We start from the raw sequence: 17,150 nt of genomic DNA, 5'->3' as shown, positions 1-17,150 counted from the left end.
TAATCCTTACTTACACTTCTTCGTCTTCTCCTTATGCGACTTCACCTTATAAGTCCTACGATCATATACATCATCGTTATATACTGTCTTCACAACTGTAACAACTTCTCCAGTTAACTGACGTCCATCGGATTTAAGAATAATAACATTATTCTCTGGACGTAAAAGAGAACTTACATGAACCTTTTGCTTCTCATAACCGATATATGAAATAACCAACGACGTGTCTGATGGAACTTTCAAAGCAAACTGTCCATCGATATCTGTTGCAATGCCCTTGTTTGTTCCGTCTATAAAAACACCTGCCCCTATCACTGGTTCTTTATTTTCTTCGTCTATGACCATTCCACGTACAACCACAGGTGATGCACATCCATCAGAAAGGTCTACTACCTTTATAGGGGCTTTCTTGGTAGTTTGTACAGGAGGGTTAGCCGTACTATCAGACTTAACAGCTTGCGCAGCAGCGGTCATCGGCATTACCGTAGCGCAGATACCAGCAGCAATACCAGCCACCTTCATACCGAAGCCATTACCCTTACGTGCCTTTAACTCACGTTCAAGATAACGTATCTCCTCCTCACAAGCAGGGCAAGTACCTGCACAATCCCCTTCGTAATGACACTCCTTAGGCTGATAGCTGATACCATTCGCATCCGCTATCTGCTGCCGAATATCCTTCAATAGCTTACAAGTACTCTTTCCTTTTACCATAATACTAATCCTTACTTACACTTCTTTTTATTCTTCTCCTTATGCGATTTCGGTTTGTAAGTCCTATGACCATATACGTCATCTTTGCAGGTAGGTTGTGTAGCTATTGCTACAATGCCATCTAACATTGCCTCTCTATCTTCCTCAAGCACTATAACATTATTATCAGAATGCAAAAGAGAGCTTACATGAACCTTCTTTGTCTTGTATCCGATATATGAAATAACCAACGAAGTGTCTGGTGGTAACTTCAAAGCAAACTGTCCATCAATATTTGTTACAACGCCCTTTTTTGTTCCGTCTATTACAACAGAAGCACCTATCACTGGTTCTTTATTATCACTGCCAATGACCATTCCACGTACAACCACAGGTGATGCACAACTATCAGAAAGGTGTACTACCTTTATAGGGGCTTTCTTGGTTGTTTGTACAGGAGGATTAGCCGTACTATCAGACTTAACAGCTTGCGCAGCAGCAGTCATCGGCATTACCGTAGCGCAGATACCTGCAGCAATACCAGCCACCTTCATACCGAAGCCATTACCCTTACGCGCCTTTAACTCACGTTCAAGATAGCGTATTTCTTCCTCACAAGCAGGACAAGTACCGGCACAATCCCCCTTGTGGTGACACTCTTTAGGCTGATAACTGATACCGTTCGCATCCGCTATCTGTTGCCGAATACTCTTCAGCAACTTACAAGTACTCTTTCCTTTTGCCATAATACTAATCTTTACTTACACTTCTTCTTATTCTTCTCCTTATGTGACTTAGGTCTATAAGTCTTATGACCATACACATCATCAATATTACTTGCGCTCCCATCTCTGCCAGTATCACTTGTTGCATTTACTGTTGCTACTGCAACAAAACCTGTCATCACATGCTTTTCAAGCATAATAACATTATTGTCAGAACGTAAAAGAGAACTTACACGAACCTTTTTCTTATAGTATCCTATAGATGATATAACCAACGACGTGTCTGATGGGACTTTCAAAGCAAACTGTCCATCTACATTTGTGACTATTTCCTTGGTTGTTCCGTCTATTAAAATAGAAGCTCCAACCAATGGTTTATTATCTTCACTGTCTATGACCATTCCACGTACAACCACAGGTGATGCACAACTATCAGAAAGGTCTACTACCTTTATAGGGGCTTTCTTGGTAGTTTGTACAGGAGGGTTAGCCGTACTATCAGACTTAACAGCTTGCGCAGCAGCAGTCATCGGCATTACCGTAGCGCAGATACCTGCTGCTATACCAGCTACCTTCATACCGAAGCCATTACCCTTACGTGCTTTCAGCTCCCGTTCAAGGTAACGTATCTCCTCCTCACAAGCAGGGCAAATACCCGCACAATCCCCCTTGTGGTGACACTCTTTGGGTTGATAACTTATACCATTGGCATCTGCTATCTGCTGCCGAATACTCTTTAGTAGCTTACAAGTACTCTTCCCTTTTGCCATAATACTAATCTTTACTTACACTTCTTCTTAGTTTTCTCCTTATGCGACTTCGGTTTATAAGTCCTATGACCATACACGTCATCGTAGTTTGCCAAAACAGTTACGACTCCTCCAGCTATTCCCGAAAAATCAATGGCTTCATCCTCCTCAAGCATAATAACATTATTATCTGAACTTAAAAGAGAACTTACACGAACCTTCTTTTCCTTACAACCTATATATGAAATAACCAACAACGTATCTGATGGTACTTTCAAAGCAAATTGTCCATCTACGTTTGTGACCGTTTCCTTGGTTGTTCCGTCTATTAAGATCGAAGCTCCAACCAAGGGTTTATTATCTTCACTATCCATCACCATTCCACGTACAACCACAGGTGATGCACAACCATCAGAAAGGTCTACTACCTTTACATCGCCTTTCTTGGTTGTTTGCACAGGAAGGTTAGCCGTACTATCGGGCTTAACACTTTGCGCAGCAGCGGTCATCGGTATTACCGTAGCGCAGATACCTGCTGCTATACCAGCCACCTTCATACCGAAGCCATTACCCTTACGTGCTTTCAACTCCCGTTCAAGGTAACGTATCTCCTCCTCACAAGCAGGACAAGTACCCGTACAATCCCCCTTGTGGTGACATTCTTTGGGTTGATAACTAATACCATTGGCATCTGCTATCTTTTGTCGGATACCTTTTAGAATTAAACATACCTCTTTTCCTGTTCCCATCGTTACTACCGCAATATTAGGTTTAACTTATGCCACTTTTACAAAAGTATAAAAAAAATATTTAAATGATAGCTTTAAGGTGATTTTTTATCCCTATATGGCTATAAATTTATCTTTAATATAAAGATCTATCAGCCCAATTGCTTTAAATCCAACAAAAGGATATACAGCCTCACTACATCATAGACATTATACTCACTGCAAAAAACAATCCATCAAAAGGACTTTACAAAAGTACACATTAATCCTTCTCTTACCTTAGTGGAATACTCGAAAAAACAAGTTTATAACAGACTGAAAACCAATAGATTAAAAAGAGGCTTTTAAAAGACGCCCTTTTGCAATGCAAAAGACGCCCTTTTGAGGTATAAAAGAGCACCTTTTGAAGTGTAAAACATGCCCTTTTACAACACAAAAGACCATGTATAGAAACCCACAGGCTGAAAAAACAGAACAAAAAAAAGGCTGAACTCCTTATTTGGAATTCAGCCTTTCTCTTGATAGACGAGTAGATTGTCAAGCATATGATGCCTCACTATGATATTAATTTTGTTCCACGGGATTTGAGAGAAGTTTATAAAATATCAGCAAGCCCTCATACACTTGAGTCTGAGACTGCCTCTTTTTAAACATAAATAAAAATAAATCACTCCTCAAGTACAAACCTTATATACGTATTTTTCTTATAAGATTATATCTTTACTTTAATTTTCTACTACCTTAAACGCTGCGAAATCCGTCATTCTTAATAAAGTCTCATAACTAATATTAGGGTTTCGCTTCATATAAACATCTACGGCATCTTCGTATTTATTGCGATAAATACGCTTTGATATCACTTGATTTACTATCCACTGAATCTTCCCTATCTGCAAATCACGTTCCAGTTGAGGTCTGGAATCAAAGTGATCCAATGGATATATGCTCATGAGATAAAACGTAAGACAATCTGGAAGTATATACTCTCGTGTCATCTGCTTACGTTGAGATGGCGAATAATATTTTATATACAATGGATAATTCGCGCCTAAATATTTATCAAGTGAAACACCTATCGCACCATTACCAACAATAATACTCTGATCCAAAGCCGAAATTTGAGCATATACCTTAGGAACCTCAATCCTTGGTAACGCTTGCTTTAACCGACTAAAAGCTGTGCTTAACTGTTGATCTATATCTTCTGTATTTGCATACTCAGATTCAACTGCAGCTATCAACGTCTGTAAAGTCGTATCTTGATAAAACTTCAAGAACTTACTATTGATATCAGGATCCGTTGTATCACCAATTTTTACGACATCTTCTATTAAGGTTCGGGTCTCTATTGGATACTCCGTATTCATTTGTTGGAGTGCAGAAAAGTCGCCCGTCGTAAGATAACGATACTCTAACCGGTCATAACGTTCAAGCTCTAACAGCAGAGAATTATCATTCTCACTATCAGAGGATAACTTGAACTGACACCCAACACAGGTAAACAGAACCAGTAACAATATATAATACGGTTGCTTCACTAACTCTTTTTACAATATTTGGATATTGTTTGCAAAATTAATAAAAAACATTTCTGTGCGCAAACGTTTTGCTAAAAAAGTTAAAATACAAACCTTTATTTAACATCACGCTCTGGCAAAGACGAGAATAGTTTACGTCCATGCACATAATACTCCCACAAAACGGAATAGCGTTTACGACCATCTACCGTACAATTAGCTAACATTGCTGGGGTATCATGCACTGTTTTATTCACGTTAATATCACGTGGAAAGTCTTTCTTCCATTGTTTAAACGCTCGTCTTGCGGAAACTATTGCCTTAAAATCGCCCCAATTTCGATTAAGAACAAGAGTCTGAAAGGCTGCAAGATAGTCCAAGAACCAACGAACACGCATAACATGGCGTAAGTCATCCTCAGGAAGATTCTTCCAAAGCATCGTCAAATTATTGCGGAAATTAAGGAATGTTTTCCGAGGATTTGACTTTGGCAGTGTGCCACCTCCCAGATGATACACAACACTTTCGGGGAAACAGAAGATCCTTTTACCCATTCTGTGCAGGCGCCAGCATAGATCTATCTCTTCATTATGTGCAAAAAAACGTCCATCAAGCCCTCCTGCAGCCCAGTAATCACACGATCGTATCATCAGACAAGCACCTGTTGCCCAAAGAATCTCCTGTGTATTGTCATATTGCCCATTGTCTTCTTCTACTGTATCAAAAATTCGTCCACGGCAAAAAGGATAACCATAACGATCAATAAATCCGCCAGAGGCACCCGCATATTCAAAAGAATCACGGTTAACAACTGAAAGAATCTTAGGCTGACAAGCTGCTACATCATCATGCGCATCCATCTCTTCAATCAAAGTGGTAAGCCAATGATAGGTAACCTCAACATCACTGTTGAGCAAAAGATAATACTTACTATCAATTTGTCTAAGAGCTTGGTTATAACCTTCTGCAAAACCATAGTTCTGATCTAATTGAATTACACGCACATGTGGGTAGGATTCTCTAAGCCAAGACACAGAATCGTCTGTTGAGGCATTGTCTGCTACAATTACCTCTGCTTCACGACAGGAAAAATTCAATACTGACGGGAGATACTTCTCCATCATTTTCCGACCATTCCAGTTCAAGATAACAATAGCTACATTCATAAGATTTCAGCTTTTAAAGAGCTCTGGTCGAAGTTAAAACCTCCTAAACGAACACGTAGTATCTGATTATCATATTCCTCTTTTGCCTGAGTTGGTGATAACTCAACACGAATGTAATTATCAGTAAAACCATGCATTGCCTTTCCACGCGCAGCTTTCTCAAAGAGAACATCTGCTTCCTGACCGATATGGGCAGCATAAAATGCACGTGTCTTCTCATCAGATAGCTTCAGAAGTCGGTGTGCCCGATGTTTTTTCTCACGATCTTCGACAACGTAAGGGATAGACAAGGCCGATGTGCCAGGACGTTCAGAATAAGGGAAGACGTGAAGTTGAGTAACAGGAAGAGCATCTAAGAAGTTATAACATTCCTCAAAATATTCAGGCTTTTCACCACGTGAGCCTACCATAACATCCACTCCGATGAAGGCATCTGGCATCTTTTCTTTGATAAGATTTATCTTATGTGTGAAAAGTGAAGTATCATAACGACGATGCATAAGCTTCAAGACTTCATCTGAACCACTCTGTAATGGGATATGAAAATGAGGCATAAAAGCACGTGAATGTGCACAGTACTCTATAAGCTCATCGTCTATCAAATCTGGTTCTAATGAGCTAATACGGTAACGTTGAATACCCTCTACTTTATCAAGAGCCTTTACCAAATCAAGGAAACTCTCCCCTGTTGTTTCTCCAAAATCACCAATATTCACACCAGTTAGCACAATTTCCTTACCGCCTTCCTGTGCTGCATCCTTCGCTTGCTGGACAAGTGATGCTATAGAAGGGTTACGTGAAAAGCCACGAGCATAAGGTATCGTACAATAGGTACAGAAATAATTACATCCATCCTGCACCTTCAGGAAATAACGTGTACGATTACCACGTGAGCAACTTGCCTGGAAACTTTTGATATCTTTAGTCTTAACAGAATGGTACTCACCCTGAGGTTCTGTACCATGGGGATCAGTTCCTACTTTATTCCACGCATCACTCAAATACTGGACTAGGTCAGCTTTCTCATTACTACCCAACACTAAGTCCACACCTTCAATCTTTGCAACTGTCGCACTCTCTAACTGAGCATAGCAACCTGTAACTATAACAAAAGCACCAGGATTTTGACGAACCATACGATGGATAATCTGCCGGCATTTATGATCAGCCACTTCAGTAACTGAACAAGTATTGATCAGACAAATATCTGCCTGCTCATTCTTCTTCGCTTCACGAACTCCCATATTATATAAGGTACGCGCGAAAGTACTCGTCTCCGAAAAGTTGAGCTTACAACCTAACGTATAGAATCTGGCCTTTTTGCCTTGAAAAGCTGCTGTATCTATCATATGGCTTGCAAAGTTACTGTAAAATGAAGATAAAACCAAAAAAACGCATCTTTTACTTCTTTACTTACTACAACATACAACAAGATGAAAAGAAAACTTTACCACCATTTATCATAAGAAAGAAAAGAATATGAAGTTCAAAAGAAGACTGTGTAGGGACACATTAAATAATTAACATTTATTTAATATTTGTATCTAATTGATAATCAATACATTACGAATTAGTTACAAAATGAGTTCAAAAAAGTACTTAAAAAATGATTGCCAAATGAAAAAAGTTACTTACCTTTGCATCGTTTTAACAAACAAATGATTGTTTTACAGATTTAAAAAGCAAAAGAAAATGAAGAAATTAGTTTTAATGTTCGTAGCTATTGCAGCTATCTCTTTAGCATCTTGTCACAACAACTCTAAGCCAGCTGCTAACGCTGACTCTACATCTGCTGACTCAGTTCAGAACGATAGCGCTAACGCTCATTCTGCTGCTACAGATTCAGTTGCTGCTGACTCAGTTGCTAAGTAAGCAAACGAACAGAAAAAAAGAGAGAAAATGACCATAGGACTCAGTCCTATGGTTTTTTGTTTTTATACGTTATTCAAGTCAAATATGCAATTATAGAGCTATGAGATGAAGAGAGAACAACGTACAAGAACAATTGTATTAGAACTATGTTGTAAGTAAGCACCAATGGTGTTAATGACAAACATGAGCAGAGTTATTGATAAACACCAATGGAGTTGTTGATAAACACGAATGAAATTCTACTACCCAGAAAATAGAAAAGCTACACTATATAACTATTTTTAGACCATCACAGGCAAGAAAAACACCTTCAGGTAATCTCTGTTGTGCTTCTTTATGCAAACCAACTTGATGTGTAAGGTGTGTTAAATAGGTTCTTTGTGCACCTATACGCTTACTAAATTTTATAGCTTCAGGTATTAATTGATGTGAATGATGTGACCGTTCCCAGCGCAATCCATTTACCACTAATGTTTCAACACCTTTTAAATAAGTTAACTCAGCATCACCTATAGTCTTCATATCTGTAATATAAGCCAACTTCCCTATACGAAAACCAAGTATTGGTAACTTATCATGCACAACAACAATGGGAACAACATCTAGTTCTCCTATCTGGAAATGCGAATGTGGAAGAACCGCATGGAGGTTCAACTTAGGAACACCTGGGTAAAGTTTCTCAGTAAAACAATAAGGGAAATTATGCCGAAGGCCAGCACAAGTATCCTCATTTGCATAAATATCTATATCACCCAATGCGCAATAAGGCCGTAGATCATCAATTCCCCCAACATGATCATAGTGTATGTGTGTCACCAATAGAGCATCTATCTTACGGAATGGTAAAGGGAGAATCTGCTGCCGGAAATCAGGTCCACAGTCTATTAAAACACGCGTATGTTCTGTTTCTAATAAGGCAGAAGTACGTAAACGGTTATCTCTAGGGTCTTTACTTTTACATACCTTACAATTACAACCAATGACAGGTACACCATTAGATGTACCTGTACCAAGAAAAGTTAAGGTCATCTTTGGCACTAATGATTCTTTTATCTTAGTTGTCAGAGAATCAGATCTCACTGATTCTTTGCCACTTATATATTCTCCCTGTTTCAAGAATACGATACTATTTATAAAAAAGATTCATTTCCAGACCTTCCCAACTACCTCTTCTAGAAGTCTAACAAAGCCAAGAAAGACTATATAACGTTCACTTCTGGATGAATCTCTACGCCAAACTTCTCTTTTACATCATGTTGAATAGCCTCAACCAGATGGACGACGTCAGCACCTGTAGCTCCACCATGATTTACTAAAACCAAGGCTTGTTTATCATAGACACCAACGTTACCGAGTGATTTCCCCTTCCAGCCACATTGCTCTATCATCCATCCTGCAGGAACTTTCTCATAGTTTTCATCGATAGTATAGTGTGGCATACCTTCATAAAGCGAAGCCAAAGACTCGTACTTTTCCTTAGGTAAGATAGGATTCATAAAGAAACTTCCCGCATTGCCAATCTCCTTTGGATCTGGGAGTTTTGCGTTACGAATATCTATAATAGTCTGACGAAGTTCTGCTGCAGTAGGATTCTTTATGCCACGCTCTGCTAAAGCAAATCTTATATTTCCATAATCAAGTTTAGGACGATACTGTTTTGAGAGACGATAAGTCACCGACGTGATTAGATACTTGTTATGCCAATCATGCTTGAACCTACTTTGCCGGTAACTATACTGGCATTCTTCATTCTTAAAATGACAAACAACTCCCGTTGCAATTTCAACAGCTTCAACCTCTTCTATCAAGTCTTTTGCTTCGGCACCATAAGCACCTATATTCTGAACAGCGCTTGCCCCACATTCACCAGGGATGATAGAAAGGTTCTCTGCTCCATAAAGTTCATGCTTAACACAGTAATCTACAAAATCATCCCATACATATCCAGAACCACAACGCACATGCACATCATCAAGTTGTTCTATGAAAGAGATTCCTGAATGAAGTACAGTCCCATTGTAATCACCTGTTAGTAAGAGATTACTTCCACTTCCAAGTATCAACAAAGGATAATCATCAGCTGTCAAAGAGCGCACTACAAGCTGCGCTTCTTCAAGCGTTTCATATTCAACAAAACGACGACACTGCACGTCAATACCAAAGGTATTATGAGAAAGTAAGCTATATAACTTAAATTGATTCATAAATTCCTATTAATATGCAACTATCTTTTCTAAGCGCCAATCTTTCCCATGACGTTTAAAGATAAGCTGTGTTTCTGCTCCATTTGCAAGTCCTCGGAAAGTCAGTATCTTACGATCAGTCTCCGTATATTTCTGTCCATAGAGAATATTATAAATCATTTCACCAGGAATCTCTGGTAAGAACGAGGACCATTCATCAGCTGGGATTGTCGTATTTATAGTGGCAACTTCTTCACCATTGGGGTCTGGACCCGTGTACGCCAAAGGGTTTTTCACGAAACCTTTACCTCTGTTAGCAAAGAAACGAGAAAGGAAAGAGAAGAAAGATGCATTATAACTCTCCTTAAATGAGATATCACGTATCTTATTCAACTCCCAAATCCCGTCTTGGTGATCAAACCAATATTGTTCAACGATACCTTTTCTCAAATAGATCTTCTCCACGATAACACTGTCTAAGTCTGTTGACTTAGAATATTTCATCTGTGCTTCCTTATCAAATATCAGTGTATAATAACCTTGTGGACGGAAGAAAGGGTCCATCTTCCATTGACCCTTCTGCAACTTCTGAGTCCCATTGTTTCTCACTACAGGTAAAGGAAACTTTATACGGTTCCTTTGTAGCTTTTTATTTGCAATAAAATTAAAGAAGAAATCATCAAACAACTGATCGGCAGCCTTAGGCATTGGTGTTGATGCGATGACCTCTGCAGCAGAATCTACGGAATCTATTGCTGTATCGCCAACCTCTGAAGAATCAGCCGTTGTGCTATCAGCTCCTTCTACTTTTTTGTTAGTGCAACCAGTGGTTATAGCTATCATCGCCGTACAGGCGCATACAACAAGTAAAAAAACTTTTCTCATACTCACTCTTATTCGTCTCAAATTTCTTGCAAAAGTACGACATTTATTTCTAATAAGGTAGCAAAAGTATAAAATTATATTATGGTAATTTCTCCGTTCCGATTATAAATCGTACCTTTGCAGGAAAATAATCAAGCAGTATGTTATTAGACAAGATACAAGAACTTCTTAATGAAGTAAGCACACTCACGGCCAAAAGCGCAGATGATGTAGAGCAACTACGCTTGAAATATCTAAGTAAGAAAGGTGAAATCAATGCGTTGATGGGCGAGTTTCGCAATGTAGCAGCTGACCAAAAGAAGGCAGTTGGCATGAAAATCAACGAACTCAAGCAACTCACACAGAACAAGATTAATGACCTCAAAGAGCAACTTGAGACAAGTGAGGCACAGAGTGACGATATTGATTTGACACGTACCGCCTACCCTATCAGCCTTGGTACACGTCATCCACTGACGCTGGTAAAGAATGAAATCATTGACATCTTTGCTCGAATGGGCTTCACGCTCTACCAAGGACCAGAGATAGATGACGACCAGCACGTGTTTACTATGTTGAACTTTGCTGCTGATCACCCTGCACGTGACATGCAAGATACCTTCTTCGTTGAGCGTAGCAACACCATGGATGTTACTAAGAACGTTCTTCTCCGTAGCCATACATCCAATGACGAGGCACATTACATGTCTACTCATGAGCCTCCAATTCGTGTGCTTTGCCCAGGTCGTGTATATCGTAATGAAGCCATATCAGCCCGTGCACACTGTTTCTTCCATCAGGTAGAGGGCTTATATGTTGATAAGAATGTCAGCTTCACCGACCTAAAGCAGATTCTTCTTACCTTTGCACGTGAGATGTTTGGTGCAGATACGAAGATTCGTCTTCGACCAAGCTACTTCCCATTCACTGAGCCAAGTGCAGAGATGGATATCAGCTGTAACATCTGTGGCGGTGAAGGTTGTGGTTTCTGTAAGCACACAGGATGGGTTGAAATCCTCGGTTGCGGTATGGTTGACCCACACGACCTTGAGGCTTGCGGTATTGATTCAAGCGTATATACAGGTTATGCCTTCGGTATGGGCGTTGAGCGTATAGCCAACTTGAAATATCGTGTCAGCGATCTCCGCCTCTTCTCTGAGAATGATACACGATTCCTAAGAGAGTTCGAAGGAGCATAGGCAGCAACCTATCAGAATACAATAAAACGGATATAAGAGGATGTGTCAGCACATCCTCTTTTTTATTTATGGCTATTTAGCATCATGTCCCCCCAAGACATATAGCTTACTCCTCCCTTTTCCAATATTCTTTATCTTTCCTTCTTCCACCAATCGTGCCGCAATGCGATAAGCATTTGCTTGCGAAAGGTTAAGGCTGAGACGCAAGTCGTCCACAGAGAAGAAAGGTCTATCCGTTCCTAACCTTTCGATAGCCTCATCAATCTCCTTATAGGTTGGGATAGAGGAAACGCCCTGCCGATAAGTAACATTCTCGAACTCGGTATGAAGGATTGCCTCCATCATCTCTGTATCAGGGCGAAACTTAACAGTCCGTGCCTCAGGATCTCGCAATCGATAATGGCCAGAACGCGGATCTTGGTATAGTTTACCCTTCACAGAAAGCGTGAAATAACCTATTCCTGGTAGATGTACGGCATTACCCGACATCAGTTGAAAGGATATTTCTTCCTTCAATGCTGCTACAACAGCTATGACATCAGACTGTGTAAGTGACGATGCACTTTGGATATTCTTACCGATGCGGTCAATTCCTACGACTTGATTTTCAATGGTAACTGCTCTGAAATCTGAACGAGTAGAGAAGTGTCCATGATACTTTAGAAGCTTATACTTTACACTCATATACGGTTTATGTTTTAAGTTTATATGGTTCTTGTTGTATTTCTCTGCGTATTTCGTATTCCTGGAACACGTATCTTTTCATATTATCTAAGCGTGATAAAGTATTATCAGACTTAGATAAAGTATTATCACGCTTAGATAATTAATTATCACACTTAGATAATACGATTAGATACGCACAAAGATAATACAAAGTCCGTATAAAAGCAAAAGAAAAGCAGGGAAAATGAAATGCAACACATATACATTTCGTTTTCCCTGTCTATATTCTAAGATAAGCAATGTGTGTGTTTCGTTTTTATAAGGTATGAGTTTCAACGAGCGACGGCCAATATCTTACAATATTTCCTTGGCTATCCAAGCGCATGCCTCCGCATCAGCAAGGGCGTGATGATGATTGGTTAAATCGTAACCACATGCAGCTGCAACGGTCTGTAGTTGGTGATTCGGGAGATGAGGAAGAATACGTCGTGCCGCTTTCAACGTATCGAAGAACTCATAGTCGAGGTAATCCATTTGATAAGTCATAAGGCATGCTCGCAGGCATCCTTTATCGAATGGGGCGTTATGTGCCACCAATGGTAAGCCTTCAACCAATGGCTCTATCTGCTTCCATACCTCACTAAACACTGGTGCTTCATCCGTATCTTCACGCGTAAGACCATGAACCTGCGTACAACGCCATTGGTAATAATTCGGTTCGGGCTGTATGAGAGAATAGAAACTATCCACAATCTCACCACCTCTTACAATCACAATGCCCACGGAACAGACACTACTCCGTTCGAAGTTGGCTGTCTCGAAATCAATTGCTGCAAAGTCCTGCATTGTCTCCTATTTTAAATTAGGGTTATAAAGGAAGCAGTTGTGCTGATGGTCGTTGATGACACCGATTCCTTGCAGATGGCTATAGACTATCACCGAACCAACATACTTAAAGCCTCGCCGCTTCATATCTTTAGCCACACAATCACTCAGTTCATTGCGTACACACGGTTCTTTCTGATGTTCAGGATAGACCATTGTCTGACCATTGGTAAAGCTCCAGATATATTTATCGAATGTTCCAAACTCTTCACGCACCTTACAGAACGCACGAGCATTCGCTATCATTGCCTTTACTTTCCGCTCGCTATGTATCATTCCATCCTCCGCCGCTATACAACAGGCATCTTCATCTGTGAAGGTTGCTACCTTGTTGTAATCAAAGTCAGCAAAGCACACCCGAAAGACTTCCTGCTTCTTCAACATTAATAGCCATGACAAACCACATGACATCGCCTCCATCAGCAAATACATATAGTGTTTGCGATCATCATGAACGGGTCTGCCCCACTCTTCATCGTGATACTTCTGCAGCAATGGGTCTGTGTCTGCCCATGCACATCTGTTCTTTTCCATCATTCATTAAGCACTTAAGCAAAGCATCTAATCCTTAAGTTCGCCTGCAAAGATACCATTTTATTCTTATTCCATAAGCTGCCTGCATGCTATTTCCAATCTTTTTCTTACTTTTGCAAAGGGCTTCTAACGCCCATAAAGATAAGAACCTATGGAACCCAACAATTCGTTTACGTTATTAGATAAGTATCAAATACCCGTAGTAGAGGCAAGCCACGGGTACCATCTTGTACTGGCTTCACCAGGATGTGGTAAGACACATATACTGGCAGAGAGAATAAGATATGCGAGAGAAAAGGGTGTGAGATACGAGGATATGCTCTGTCTTACGTTCACAAACCGTGCCGCAAGGGAGATGACGAATCGTATTCAGAAGGTTGTTGGAGGCGATAGCACTGAGCTGATGGTGGGTAATGTACATCGGTTCTGCTCTAAGTTCCTTTTCGAGGAAGACAAGATTCCAGCAGACTCCGCTATTATTGACGATGAGGAAGCCGTGAGTATCATTGCTGACTATCGTAACGAAGATGAGGAAGGAGTAACAAGAGACTTCAATAGATATAAGGGTTATCAGACGATTATCTTCTTCCAGCACTTCATTTATCAGATGGAACACCAGCATCCGTGGAAGTATTACCTCCACCCAGAGAGTTTCACGGACGATGACCGAGAGGCTATCAAGCAGATATGTAAGTCGCAGAAGAGAGAATATAACGAACAAGCTGTGATTGACATCTATCATCATGCACAGCAATACATGGACGAAGCCAATGTGCCAGGACTTGATGCAAAGACTGCCGATAGGATTCGTGTGTTGCTTTGGAAGATGTATTATGCTGGATGTTATGCTCAATACAAAGAAGAGAACCATCTGCTCGACTTCGAAGACTTGTTACTAAAGACTTATGACATCTACAGTACCGATGATACATGTAAGCGTTATAAGTGGATTCAGGTAGATGAAGTGCAAGACCTCAATGGTATGCAGCTTGCTATCATTGACCTGCTCACTGCCAAAGATAATCCTATGGTGATGTATCTGGGAGACGAACAACAAGCAATATTCTCTTTTATGGGTGCCAAAGTGGAGACTCTCACACTGCTCAAGATGCGGTGTAAGGGCAATATTCATCACCTGCAACGAAACCATCGTTCACCAAAGTACCTGCTTGATGTCTTTAACGATTACGCAGAAAAACAACTGAAGATAGACCGTGAGTTGCTTCCTGCATCTGACAATGATGTGAAAGCTAAGCCCGAAGATTTACGAATTATCCATAGTAGTACGATTGACTCGGAACGACAAGAGGTTACAGATGTAGCTCGTAACCTTTATGAACAAAACAAAGAAGAACGAACGGCAGTGATAGTCAGTTCTAATTCAGATGCAGATCATATTAGCGAGACAATGGACAAAGTAGGACTGACACACTTTAAGGTATCTGGCCGCGACCTCTTTGATACACCCGATGTTAAGCTCTTACTGTCTCATCTCAGTATTCTTGCCAACGAACATAACTCTATTGCATGGACACGTATAATGAAAGGTGTGCGTGCTTTTCCTTCACATGCTTTGGCACGACGCTTCAATTGGAAACTGAAGCAACTCGCTCTTTCGCCTTCCGACTTCCTTCTTTATCCTGATACATGCTACACAGCAGAATTTCTTAAAGCTTACGATGAAGAAGAAATGGTTGTATTCGATACTGAAACAACAGGCTTAAACGTATTTGCTGATGACATTATAGAGATTGCAGCCATGAAGATTAAAGGTGGGGAAATAGTTGGGGAGCCGCTCGACCTTTATATAAAGACTGACAAGCCTATCTTACCAAAGCTGGGAGACAAAGACAATCCTATGTATGCTATCTATCATGAGAAGCTCTCTGCAGAGGAACTAATCACTCCGCAAGAAGCTTTGCAACGCTTTCTTGCCTACATTGGAACACGTCCTATCCTCGGACATAACGCCAATTACGATTACAATATCATTGATAATTGTCTGCAAAGATATTGCAACGACACACTGAAAGCCCACAAGAACCCATGTTTCGACTCGCTAAAACTGATACGACTTCTCTCACCAAGCCTTCATTCTTATAAGTTAGAATCACTCTTAGAGAAGTTTCAACTGACAGGAAAGAATAGTCATCAGGCTATTGATGACGTGGGAGCAACGGTGAGCCTCGTCCGTCTTTGTGCCGAAAAGGCACGTGAGAAGCAACCACAGCAACTGTCTTTTCTCCAACATCCAAAGGTAAGACCATTCATAAATACCCTTCGCAACAACTATGGAGAACTTTATTTGAATGGTGTCCAACATCTTTATGTATTAGCTACGAACGAAGAACTCGCCCTCGTTCAGGAGTTATCGTCTGCTTACAACGCCTTGCATGCAGATGGATTAATCAATGAGATTCCTCGGTTAGATTACGTTTTGCGTTATCTGCGCATAGATATGCTGACGGACAATGCAATAGAAAATGCACTTGTTCAGCAACTCTCCCAATATATTATGGATATCAACACACTGAAAGAAGCTGATTTCTGCAATAGTAAGAGTATCCGTGAGCGTGTTTATGTAACGACAGTGCATAAAGCAAAGGGACTAGAGTTTGACAACGTTATTGTCTTTGATGCAGCCGACGGACGTTATCCCAACGCCTTCAACAAGAGTAAAAAGCAAGACGAAGAAGATGCTCGCAAATTCTATGTAGCTATGTCACGTGCCAAGCGCCGTCTCTACATTGCCTATTCTCTACAAATGATTGACCGCTATGGTCGCGTACATAACCGTGAATTGACACCATTTATGGATGCGATACAGAAGAGGTTTAATTAGTCACCAATTGTTAGAGTTGATCGCAGATTCATACACTTTTCCATTCTTATCAACCCTTATACATATTGGGCATAATCGCTGACAGCCACCACTACGGCTGATATAATAAGTAGTATTGGGGCGCAAAGGAAGCCGTTGCATTCTGAGAGTATCATCATCTCGGACTATCCTACAACTAGATGGAAGATGGTTTATATAAAGTATAGAAGCTTCACCACGAGCCCAGCCCACATAAGATTGTTTATCAATAACAATGAAATTATCCTCTACGCTATCACCTTCTACATACAGCCCTAACCCACATACACCACCATTATCTACTATGAAAGCTTGCTTATCAACATCCAAATGAAAGTTACTTCCTTCGTTACAGGCTCGCAAGAACAGCAATACAATATGAATGATCATCGTCACAGCGAGGATCGCTATAAGTCTCCTTATGTTATGTATATAAAAGATGGTACGCATAAGCAAAGTACATTATCGGTTGCAAACATACTAAAATCATTGTAAACTTGCAACCTTAT

At 40.3% G+C, this 17,150-nt stretch carries 17 protein-coding genes; 3 read left to right on the top strand and 14 right to left on the bottom strand.

Annotated features, from left to right (window positions below; genetic code table 11):
• Positions 1–6: 6 nt before the first annotated feature.
• The 7 genes from ACZ48L_RS00410 to mtaB form a co-directional block, all read right to left on the bottom strand.
• On the bottom strand, positions 7–714 hold the full coding sequence (locus ACZ48L_RS00410) for a carboxypeptidase-like regulatory domain-containing protein (protein ID WP_464721990.1): 708 nt from the start codon (positions 712–714) through the stop codon (positions 7–9).
• A gap of 11 nt (positions 715–725) precedes the next feature.
• On the bottom strand, positions 726–1,439 hold the full coding sequence (locus ACZ48L_RS00405) for a carboxypeptidase-like regulatory domain-containing protein (protein ID WP_025791628.1): 714 nt from the start codon (positions 1,437–1,439) through the stop codon (positions 726–728).
• Between the two features lie 11 nt (positions 1,440–1,450).
• Positions 1,451–2,188: a carboxypeptidase-like regulatory domain-containing protein gene (locus ACZ48L_RS00400; RefSeq protein ID WP_025791626.1), complete on the bottom strand. Its 738-nt coding sequence runs from the start codon at positions 2,186–2,188 to the stop codon at positions 1,451–1,453.
• Between the two features lie 11 nt (positions 2,189–2,199).
• Positions 2,200–2,916: a carboxypeptidase-like regulatory domain-containing protein gene (locus tag ACZ48L_RS00395; protein ID WP_025791624.1), complete on the bottom strand. Its 717-nt coding sequence runs from the start codon at positions 2,914–2,916 to the stop codon at positions 2,200–2,202.
• A gap of 704 nt (positions 2,917–3,620) precedes the next feature.
• Positions 3,621–4,433, bottom strand: a complete 813-nt coding sequence (locus ACZ48L_RS00390) for a gliding motility protein GldB-related protein (RefSeq protein ID WP_025791622.1) — start codon at positions 4,431–4,433, stop codon at positions 3,621–3,623.
• A 95-nt stretch (positions 4,434–4,528) separates the two neighbouring features.
• Complete coding sequence (locus tag ACZ48L_RS00385) at positions 4,529–5,578, bottom strand: glycosyltransferase family 2 protein (RefSeq protein WP_025791621.1); 1,050 nt, start codon at positions 5,576–5,578, stop codon at positions 4,529–4,531.
• Positions 5,575–6,927 (bottom strand): tRNA (N(6)-L-threonylcarbamoyladenosine(37)-C(2))-methylthiotransferase MtaB, encoded by a 1,353-nt coding sequence (mtaB, locus tag ACZ48L_RS00380; RefSeq protein ID WP_025791618.1) that lies wholly within the window; start codon positions 6,925–6,927, stop codon positions 5,575–5,577. Before mtaB ends, ACZ48L_RS00385 begins: the two co-directional genes overlap by 4 nt.
• A 343-nt stretch (positions 6,928–7,270) precedes the next feature.
• On the opposite strand from mtaB, the gene ACZ48L_RS00375 reads away from it, so the two are divergent.
• Positions 7,271–7,450, top strand: coding sequence for a PG1828 family lipoprotein (locus ACZ48L_RS00375; RefSeq protein ID WP_025791617.1), 180 nt, complete (start codon positions 7,271–7,273; stop codon positions 7,448–7,450).
• 267 nt (positions 7,451–7,717) lie between these two features.
• Here ACZ48L_RS00375 and ACZ48L_RS00370 read toward each other — a convergent pair whose 3' ends face one another.
• The 3 genes from ACZ48L_RS00370 to ACZ48L_RS00360 all read right to left on the bottom strand — a co-directional run bounded on the left by ACZ48L_RS00370 (position 7,718) and on the right by ACZ48L_RS00360 (position 10,518).
• Positions 7,718–8,479 (bottom strand): MBL fold metallo-hydrolase, encoded by a 762-nt coding sequence (locus ACZ48L_RS00370; RefSeq protein WP_025791615.1) that lies wholly within the window; start codon positions 8,477–8,479, stop codon positions 7,718–7,720.
• A gap of 170 nt (positions 8,480–8,649) precedes the next feature.
• Complete coding sequence (gene murB / locus ACZ48L_RS00365) at positions 8,650–9,654, bottom strand: UDP-N-acetylmuramate dehydrogenase (RefSeq protein ID WP_025791614.1); 1,005 nt, start codon at positions 9,652–9,654, stop codon at positions 8,650–8,652.
• Between the two features lie 9 nt (positions 9,655–9,663).
• Positions 9,664–10,518: a DUF4348 domain-containing protein gene (locus ACZ48L_RS00360; RefSeq protein ID WP_008822237.1), complete on the bottom strand. Its 855-nt coding sequence runs from the start codon at positions 10,516–10,518 to the stop codon at positions 9,664–9,666.
• Positions 10,519–10,658: 140 nt separating this feature from the next.
• Here ACZ48L_RS00360 and pheS point away from each other — a divergent pair, with 140 nt between their 5' ends.
• A complete protein-coding gene (gene pheS / locus ACZ48L_RS00355) occupies positions 10,659–11,696 on the top strand; it encodes a phenylalanine--tRNA ligase subunit alpha (protein ID WP_464721989.1) in 1,038 nt (345 codons plus the stop codon).
• Positions 11,697–11,768: 72 nt separating this feature from the next.
• Here the strand turns inward: pheS and ACZ48L_RS00350 are convergent, their stop codons facing one another.
• The 3 genes from ACZ48L_RS00350 to ACZ48L_RS00340 form a co-directional block, all read right to left on the bottom strand.
• Positions 11,769–12,380 (bottom strand): HU family DNA-binding protein, encoded by a 612-nt coding sequence (locus ACZ48L_RS00350; protein ID WP_008822235.1) that lies wholly within the window; start codon positions 12,378–12,380, stop codon positions 11,769–11,771.
• Between the two features lie 336 nt (positions 12,381–12,716).
• Complete coding sequence (locus ACZ48L_RS00345; protein WP_025791611.1) at positions 12,717–13,208, bottom strand: 3'-5' exonuclease; 492 nt, start codon at positions 13,206–13,208, stop codon at positions 12,717–12,719.
• A 6-nt stretch (positions 13,209–13,214) separates the two neighbouring features.
• Positions 13,215–13,784 carry a DNA-3-methyladenine glycosylase I gene (locus ACZ48L_RS00340; protein WP_081767849.1) on the bottom strand — a complete coding sequence of 190 codons (570 nt, stop codon included), beginning with the start codon at positions 13,782–13,784 and terminating at the stop codon, positions 13,215–13,217.
• Between the two features lie 148 nt (positions 13,785–13,932).
• Here ACZ48L_RS00340 and ACZ48L_RS00335 point away from each other — a divergent pair, with 148 nt between their 5' ends.
• Complete coding sequence (locus ACZ48L_RS00335; RefSeq protein ID WP_025791609.1) at positions 13,933–16,623, top strand: 3'-5' exonuclease; 2,691 nt, start codon at positions 13,933–13,935, stop codon at positions 16,621–16,623.
• Here ACZ48L_RS00335 and ACZ48L_RS00330 read toward each other — a convergent pair whose 3' ends face one another.
• Positions 16,624–17,031 (bottom strand): hypothetical protein, encoded by a 408-nt coding sequence (locus ACZ48L_RS00330; protein ID WP_052341945.1) that lies wholly within the window; start codon positions 17,029–17,031, stop codon positions 16,624–16,626.
• Positions 17,032–17,150 lie beyond the last annotated feature (119 nt).

The sequence above is a fragment of the Prevotella histicola genome, from assembly GCF_055385135.1.
Note: the sequence above shows the minus strand (reverse complement) of the source record. Positions and strands in the feature narration are given on the sequence as shown.

Excerpts from the sequence above, each read along its gene's own strand:
- ACZ48L_RS00410 (WP_464721990.1), bottom strand. The coding sequence starts at position 714 with ATGGTAAAAGGAAAGAGTACTTGTAAGCTATTGAAGGATATTCGGCAG.
- ACZ48L_RS00405 (WP_025791628.1), bottom strand. The coding sequence starts at position 1,439 with ATGGCAAAAGGAAAGAGTACTTGTAAGTTGCTGAAGAGTATTCGGCAA.
- ACZ48L_RS00400 (WP_025791626.1), bottom strand. The coding sequence starts at position 2,188 with ATGGCAAAAGGGAAGAGTACTTGTAAGCTACTAAAGAGTATTCGGCAG.
- ACZ48L_RS00395 (WP_025791624.1), bottom strand. The coding sequence starts at position 2,916 with ATGGGAACAGGAAAAGAGGTATGTTTAATTCTAAAAGGTATCCGACAA.
- ACZ48L_RS00385 (WP_025791621.1), bottom strand. The coding sequence starts at position 5,578 with ATGAATGTAGCTATTGTTATCTTGAACTGGAATGGTCGGAAAATGATG.
- mtaB (WP_025791618.1), bottom strand. The coding sequence starts at position 6,927 with ATGATAGATACAGCAGCTTTTCAAGGCAAAAAGGCCAGATTCTATACG.
- ACZ48L_RS00375 (WP_025791617.1), top strand. The coding sequence starts at position 7,271 with ATGAAGAAATTAGTTTTAATGTTCGTAGCTATTGCAGCTATCTCTTTA.
- ACZ48L_RS00370 (WP_025791615.1), bottom strand. The coding sequence starts at position 8,479 with ATGACCTTAACTTTTCTTGGTACAGGTACATCTAATGGTGTACCTGTC.
- murB (WP_025791614.1), bottom strand. The coding sequence starts at position 9,654 with ATGAATCAATTTAAGTTATATAGCTTACTTTCTCATAATACCTTTGGT.
- ACZ48L_RS00360 (WP_008822237.1), bottom strand. The coding sequence starts at position 10,518 with ATGAGAAAAGTTTTTTTACTTGTTGTATGCGCCTGTACGGCGATGATA.
- pheS (WP_464721989.1), top strand. The coding sequence starts at position 10,659 with ATGTTATTAGACAAGATACAAGAACTTCTTAATGAAGTAAGCACACTC.
- ACZ48L_RS00350 (WP_008822235.1), bottom strand. The coding sequence starts at position 12,380 with ATGAGTGTAAAGTATAAGCTTCTAAAGTATCATGGACACTTCTCTACT.
- ACZ48L_RS00345 (WP_025791611.1), bottom strand. The coding sequence starts at position 13,208 with ATGCAGGACTTTGCAGCAATTGATTTCGAGACAGCCAACTTCGAACGG.
- ACZ48L_RS00340 (WP_081767849.1), bottom strand. The coding sequence starts at position 13,784 with ATGATGGAAAAGAACAGATGTGCATGGGCAGACACAGACCCATTGCTG.
- ACZ48L_RS00335 (WP_025791609.1), top strand. The coding sequence starts at position 13,933 with ATGGAACCCAACAATTCGTTTACGTTATTAGATAAGTATCAAATACCC.
- ACZ48L_RS00330 (WP_052341945.1), bottom strand. The coding sequence starts at position 17,031 with ATGATCATTCATATTGTATTGCTGTTCTTGCGAGCCTGTAACGAAGGA.